Origin of the sequence: Streptomyces phytophilus, from assembly GCF_013870535.1 — a bacterium.
GTDB classification, from domain to species: Bacteria; Actinomycetota; Actinomycetes; order Streptomycetales; family Streptomycetaceae; genus Streptomyces; species Streptomyces phytophilus.
This window is the reverse complement of sequence record NZ_JACBXC010000258.1, coordinates 1-6241: the sequence shown is the minus strand read 5'-3', so window position 1 is coordinate 6241 and position 6241 is coordinate 1. Positions and strand designations below refer to the sequence as shown.

General features: G+C 69.3%; 4 protein-coding genes and 1 tRNA gene. 1 reads left to right on the top strand and 4 read right to left on the bottom strand.

The features are described from left to right. Positions 1–479 precede the first annotated feature (479 nt). Both H5J30_RS14105 and H5J30_RS14100 read right to left on the bottom strand, forming a co-directional pair. Positions 480–553, bottom strand: a tRNA-Met gene (locus H5J30_RS14105). 101 nt (positions 554–654) lie between these two features. After that, positions 655–3654, bottom strand: a complete 3000-nt coding sequence (locus H5J30_RS14100; RefSeq protein WP_258563311.1) for a UPF0182 family membrane protein — start codon at positions 3652–3654, stop codon at positions 655–657. A gap of 147 nt (positions 3655–3801) precedes the next feature. Between H5J30_RS14100 and H5J30_RS14095 the strand changes: the two genes are divergently transcribed. After that, the gene (locus H5J30_RS14095) at positions 3802–4395 is read left to right on the top strand and encodes a PPA1309 family protein (protein WP_181787781.1); all 594 of its coding nucleotides are present in this window, start codon (positions 3802–3804) and stop codon (positions 4393–4395) included. Positions 4396–4470: 75 nt separating this feature from the next. Here H5J30_RS14095 and H5J30_RS14090 read toward each other — a convergent pair whose 3' ends face one another. Both H5J30_RS14090 and H5J30_RS14085 read right to left on the bottom strand, forming a co-directional pair. Beyond that, positions 4471–5565 carry a YlbL family protein gene (locus H5J30_RS14090; RefSeq protein WP_181787780.1) on the bottom strand — a complete coding sequence of 365 codons (1095 nt, stop codon included), beginning with the start codon at positions 5563–5565 and terminating at the stop codon, positions 4471–4473. A 270-nt stretch (positions 5566–5835) separates the two neighbouring features. After that, on the bottom strand, positions 5836–6241 hold a 406-nt coding region (locus H5J30_RS14085; protein WP_181787779.1), incomplete at its 5' end, for a molybdenum cofactor biosynthesis protein MoaE.

Sequence of the window (6241 nt, the reverse complement as noted above, 5' to 3'; positions counted from 1 at the left end):
CCCGGTCGCCCTCGGTGGTCGCGGCGCGCAGCACCGGCTCGGCGCCGTCCAGATCCCCCTTGCGCAGCAGGGCGGCGCCCCGCGCGCTGAGCTCCGCCACGGCCGGATCCTGGCCGCGCGCAGCGCTCAACTCACCGGTGGCGGCGGGAGCCTTGCGCTCCTGGCCACCGGTGCCCCCTGTCCTACGGGCGTCCAACACCCTTGCCTCGTCCCCCATGAGGTCCATCGTCGCACCACCTGCAACCCGCGTACACCTGGTATACCGCAGCCAGGAAGGTCACTACAGCGGTTTGTCGACTTCCCGACAGGACGACTCATCAAACCTCGTCACACCCACAACCCCCAAAACAATGACCTCAAGAACACACACGCGACACATCCGCCGCCCCTGACACCACCGCCCCCGCGGCACCCCCGGATCACACGCCAGACACACGTCGAGGCCCGGAGTCCGATGGACTCCGGGCCTCGATCTCGCGTAGCGGGGACAGGATTTGAACCTGCGACCTCTGGGTTATGAGCCCAGCGAGCTACCGAGCTGCTCCACCCCGCGTCGTGTGCCGTAAGGCTATCACGCTGGCGGGGGCCCCAACGCCACCGGCCCGCGCGGCCCGTGGCCCGCCGGACGTCCCCGTCCGGCGGGCCACGGCCGCCCTAGGCTTCGCCGCCTCCGCCGTCAGCGGCATCGCCGGCATCACCGGCATCACTGCCGCCTCCGCCGTCCCCGCCGCCGTCGGCGCCGCCTCCGCCTCCGCCGTCACCGGATCCGCCACCGGCTCCCTCGTCGCCGTTCGAGCCGGCCTGCTGCTCGGCGTCCTCGATCCGCTGGAGGGCCTCCTCCAGCTCGTCCTGGGCCTGGCCGTACGCCTCCCAGTCCTGGTCCTGGAGCGCGTTCTGACCGTCCTCGTACGCCTTCTGGGCGTCCTCCACGGCCTCCTGGAGGCTGTCACCGGCCGGCGGTTCCTCTTCCGGTGGTGGCTCCTCACCCGTGTCCTCGGGTGGTGTCGCGTCCTCCACCCCGAAGACCACGTTCAGCGCCTTGGGCAACGTGTCCTCGAAGGCCGTCTGGTCGCCGTAGGTGACCAGCACCTTGCGCAGCAGTGGGTAGCCGGTGCCGGTGCCTTGCACGTACACCGGCTCGATGTAGATCAGTCCGCCCTCCAACGGCACCGTCAGCAGGTTGCCGTAGATGACTTCCGAATCGCCTCTCTGCAGGATGTTGATCTGGTCGGCGATCGCGGCGTTGGAGTTGAATCTGGACTGCACGAGCTTCGGTCCCGGCACGGGACTGTTGGGTGGCAGTTTCAGGATTCTGATCTGCCCGAAGTCGTCCGTCCGCGCGTCCGCGCCCACGGCCATGTACGCACCCAGGTTGTTGCGGTTGCGTGGAGTGAACGTGGTCGTCAGCGAGAACGTCCGCGAGTCCTGATCCGGCATCTTCATACTGAGGTAGTAGGGCGGCACCGAGGACTCGACCTTGGTGGTCGGGTCGTCCGGGATCTCCCACTGCTCACTGCCGGAGTAGAACTGCTTGGGGCTCGTGACGTGGTACTGGGTCAGCAGTTCGCGCTGGACCTTGAACAGGTCCTGCGGGTAGCGCAGATGGTCCATCAGCGCGTCGCTGATCTCCGCACGCGGCTTGACCGTGTCGGGGAACGCCTTCATCCAGGTCTTGAGGACCGGGTCCTCGGTGTCCCACTCGTAGAGGTCCACGCTGCCGTCGTAGGCGTCGACGGTGGCCTTCACCGAGTTGCGGATGTAGTTGACCTGGTTCTGCTGCGCGATCACCGAACGCTGGTCGTCCGTCAGCGAGTCGGCCGTCGTGTCGCCCAGGGTGGTCCTGGTCGAGTACGGATAGCCGTTGCTGGTGGTGTAGGCGTCGACGATCCAGGTGATCCGGCCGTCGACCACCGCCGGATACGGGTCGCCGTCGATCGTCAGCCAGGGCGCGACGGCCTCCACCCGCTCCTTCGGGGTGCGGTTGTAGATGATCTGCGAGCCGTCGCCGATCGCACCGGAGTACATGATCTGCGGCTCGCTGAACGTCAGCGCGTACGCGGCCCTGTTGATCGGGTTGGACAGGTCGACGCCGCTGTCGCCCTTGTAGCGGTACGTCTTCTCGCCGGAGTCGTCGGCGTAGTCGACCTCGTCCTGCGGGCCGCCCACGATCGAGTAGTCGCGGGTCTGCTCGCCGTAGTAGATGCGCGGCTCGTAGTCGCCCAGCTCTCCCTCGGGCGGCAGGTTCTTCTCCGTGTACGCCGGGTCGCCGTCATCGGTGACCTCGGTGCCCTTGGCCGCGACGACGCCGTAGCCGTGGGTGTACCGGAAGTGGCTGTTGATCCAGCCCTTCTCCGGGATGCCGTTCACGTTGATCTCACGCAGGCCGACGACGGTGTCCTGCGAGTTGCCGTCCTCGTCCTCGTACCGGTCGACGTCCAGGGTGCCCGGGAACTGGTAGTAGCCGCGGACCTGCTGCTGCTGCTGGTACGTCGGCGAGACCACGCTCGGGTCGAGCAGGCGGACGCTCGCCGTGCTGTCGATGGCGCTGCGCAACTGCTCGTTGGTGGTGTCCTTGGGCGCCTGGCCCGAGTACTCCGTCACCTGGGAGCCATCGATGTCGTACGCCTTGCGCGTCGCCTCGATGTTCTTCTCGATGAACGGCGTCTCCTTGGCCTGCTCGTTCGGCTGCACCTGGAACTTCTGCACGATCGCCGGGTACAGCCCGCCGATCAGGATCGCCGAGAGCACCATCAGGCCGAGGCCGATGAGCGGCAACTGCCAGGTGCGCCGCCACAGCGTGGCGAAGAACAGCACCGCGCAGATGATCGCGATGACGAAGAGGATCGTCTTCGCGGGCAGATAGGCGTTCGCGTCGACGTAGCGCAGACCTGTCCAGCCGTCGGTGGTCTTCAGACCGCTGGTCTTGGTCGCCAGGCTGTAGCGGTCGAACCAGTAGGCCACCGCCTTCAGCGCCACGAAGGTGCCGAGCAGCACCGCGAGATGGCCGGTCGCCGCGGACGTCGCGCGCGCGCCCGGGCTGGAGATCCGCAGGCCGCCGTACAGGTAGTGCGTGAGCGCGGCGGCGACGGTGCACAGCACGACCGCGGCGAAGCCGAAGCCGAGCAGGAAGCGGTACCACGGCAGGTCGAACGCGAAGAAGGAGATGTCCTTGTGGAACTGCGGGTCCTTCTCCCCGAACGACTGGCCGTTCACCCACAGCAGCCAGGTGCGCCACTGCCCGGTCGCGGAGGCGCCGGCGATCAGACCCACCAGCGTGGCGATGCCGAGCAGCACCCACTTCTTGTACGGCGCCAGGTTCATCCGGTAGCGGTCGAGGCTCTCCTGCTCCAGCGACATCGCGCTGAGCGGCGGCCGCAGCCGGTGGGCGAGCCACATGTTGAAGCCCACGGCGAACGCCATCAGCACGCCGAAGACGAAGAACAGCCCCACCTTGGTCCACAACCGGGTGGTGAAGACCGACGAATAACCGACGGAGCGGTACCAGAGCCAGTCCGTCCAGAAGCCGGCGAACATGACGAAGACGATGCCCAGGATGGCGAGCACACCCAGGGTCATCAGCAGTGTTCGTACTCGCCGGGACGGCCTGCCCACACTGATCCGTGGCCCGGTGGGGCCCCCGCCGCGGTCCGGCATCTGGAAAGCCAAGGTGGCACCTCGATCGAGACGTGAACGTCATGTCATACGGCCCCCGCGGCACAGGGGCTCAATGTGGCAACTTACTAAAGCTTTACTCAGTTCCCGCCGGGGGGTGGCAGAGAGCGATGAGGCAGGATGACGAGCATGTCCAACTCTCCCACCGGCGGTCCACCCCTGGCAGCCGACCCGCTGACTCGCGCGGTCCTGGAGCTCGACGAGTACGCGGCCGGTTTCGGCTGGGACCGGCCGCCGCGGCTCTTCGCCCTCGTCGACACCGCGCGGCTGCGCGCGCAGGAGCCGGGGCTCGCCCAGCGGCTGGACCTCGGCGCGGACGACGGCCCCGACGACGGCGCCGGGTTCGCGGCGGGGCCGGCCGCGCAGGTCTCGTACACGCCGATCGAGCAGCAGGAACTGCCCGAAGGGCAGCCGCTCGACGAGTTCCTCGCCACCATCGCCTGGCCCGACGCGGTCGGCGGCTGCGCGCTCACGGTCGAGCGCCTGATGCTCCCGCCCGCGGCGGAGGCCGAGGTCCCCGGCGACCTCGACGAGGAGGGGCTCGCCGCCTGGGTGGCCGGGCATCCGCGGCGCGAGGAGGTCCGCATGACCGTGGGCGTACTGCGCGACGGCAGCCGGGAGGCCGCGCTGCGGCTGCGCTCGAAGGACGCCCCCACCGAGGTGCTCACGGGGCCGGAGCTGGTGCCGGGGCTCGCCCGGGCGCTGGCGGCGACGTTCGACTGACCGCGCCGCAACGGCCGGCCGCCCCCGGCGGGGTGGCCGGCCTTCGCACGCCGCGCGTGCCCTGTGCCCGCGCGGCTACTCCTCGCACTCGTCGAGCCGGTCGAGGTTGCCCGCGCGGATGTCCTTCAGCGCGTCCATGGCGTCGGACATCGTGCGGATCTCGATGAGTGTGAGCCCGTCGGGTATGTCCCGGGCGGCCGTGGCGCAGTTCGCCGCGGGCGTAAGGAAGAACTTCGCGCCCTGGTCGCGCGCGCCGATGGTCTTCATGTGGATGCCGCCGATCGGCCCGACCTGGCTCTCGGTGTTGATCGTGCCGGTGCCCGCGACGAACTCGCCGCCCGTGAGGTCGCCCTTGGTGAGCTTGTCGACGATGCCGAGCGCGAACATCAGCCCGGCGCTGGGGCCGCCGACGTCGGCGAGCTTGATGTCGATCTCGAACGGGAAGGTGTGCGCGGTGCCCGCCGAGATGCCGACCACGGCCTTGCCGGGGTCCTGGTCGGACTTCCGGGTGGTGACGGTGAGCTCCTCGCCCGGCAGCTTGCGGGGGTCCTCGCCGTTCTTCTCGGCCTTCTCCGCCTTGTCCGCGGGGACGATCCGGAACGTGACCTTCTCCCCCGGCTTGCGGCTGGTGACCAGATCGACCACGTCGCCCGGCCCGTCGACGGGCTTGCCGTCGACCGCCTTGATCACGTCGCCGGCGTGCAACGTGCCCTGCGCGGCGCCGCCCGCGACCACGGAGGCCACGATCACGCGGGTGGTGAAGTCGATGCCCAACTCGTCGAGCGCGGCGACCTTGGCGCTCTCCTGGGACGCCGTGAACTGCTCGGCGTTCTGCTGGTCGACTTCCTCGGCGGTGCTGTCGTCCGGGTACAGCGACTCGCGCGGCACCACCGCGTCGTCGGGCGAGAGCCAGCCGTAGACGGCCTCGACGAGGTTCATCTTGTAGTCGGCGCCCGTGACGCGGACCGTCGTCATGTTGAGGTGGCCGCTCGTGGGGTACGTCTTGCGGTCCTCGATATGCAGGACGGGCTCGCCGTCGTGGTCCCCGAGGGTGTTCACCGTGGGCCCGGGCGACATCTCCGCGTAGGGCACGGGGATGAAGACTCCGGCGACGAGGATGGCGAGCAGCGTCACGGTGGAGGCGAGCAGCGTCGCCGTGCGGCGTGGCATAGAACGACAGTACGGGACGCTCAAGCGGCCCCGGAACGCGAGTGGCTACGCTCCATGGCTTCCCGGAACCGGGCGTACCCCGCCAGTTCCGTGCTGTCGCCGACCTTGCGGGTCCGCGTGGCCCAGCCCGCCCATATCGCGGCCGCCCCGGCCGACGCGAGGGGTATGACCAACCAGGCTATCGCTGCCATCCCGTGCTCCTAGCTGACGTGACTTCTTTCCGATAAGCCAACGCTCACGCGGGCCCGGAAGTTACGCAACTCGACAACCTCAGCCAGCGCCTACCCATTCCTCCGTCCCGTCCGTGAACTTCTGGTGTTTCCAGATGGGAACTTCGCGCTTGAGGGTGTCGACCAGGCTCCGGCAGGCGTCGAACGCCTCGGCGCGGTGCGGGCACGAGACCGCGACGACGACGGCGAGATCGCCCACGGCCAGTTCGCCCACGCGGTGGACGGCGGCCAGGGCCCGTACCGGATAGTCGGCCGCGACCTTCTCCGCGATACGGCGCATCTCGGCCTCGGCGGTGGGATGGGACGAGTACCCCAGCGCGGTCACGTCCAGGACGCGCTCGGACGCCGCCTGCCGGTCGTGGTCGCGGACCGTGCCGACGAAGAGCGCCGTGCCGCCCGCGGCGGGGTCGCCGACGGCGGCGAAGACCTCGTCGAGCGACAGCGGC

What these genes read in the sequence shown, in the direction of transcription:
- H5J30_RS14095 (WP_181787781.1), top strand. Translation starts at nt 3,802, where the DNA reads ATGTCCAACTCTCCCACCGGCGGTCCACCCCTGGCAGCCGACCCGCTG.
- H5J30_RS14090 (WP_181787780.1), bottom strand. Translation starts at nt 5,565, where the DNA reads ATGCCACGCCGCACGGCGACGCTGCTCGCCTCCACCGTGACGCTGCTC.
- H5J30_RS14100 (WP_258563311.1), bottom strand. Translation starts at nt 3,654, where the DNA reads ATGCCGGACCGCGGCGGGGGCCCCACCGGGCCACGGATCAGTGTGGGC.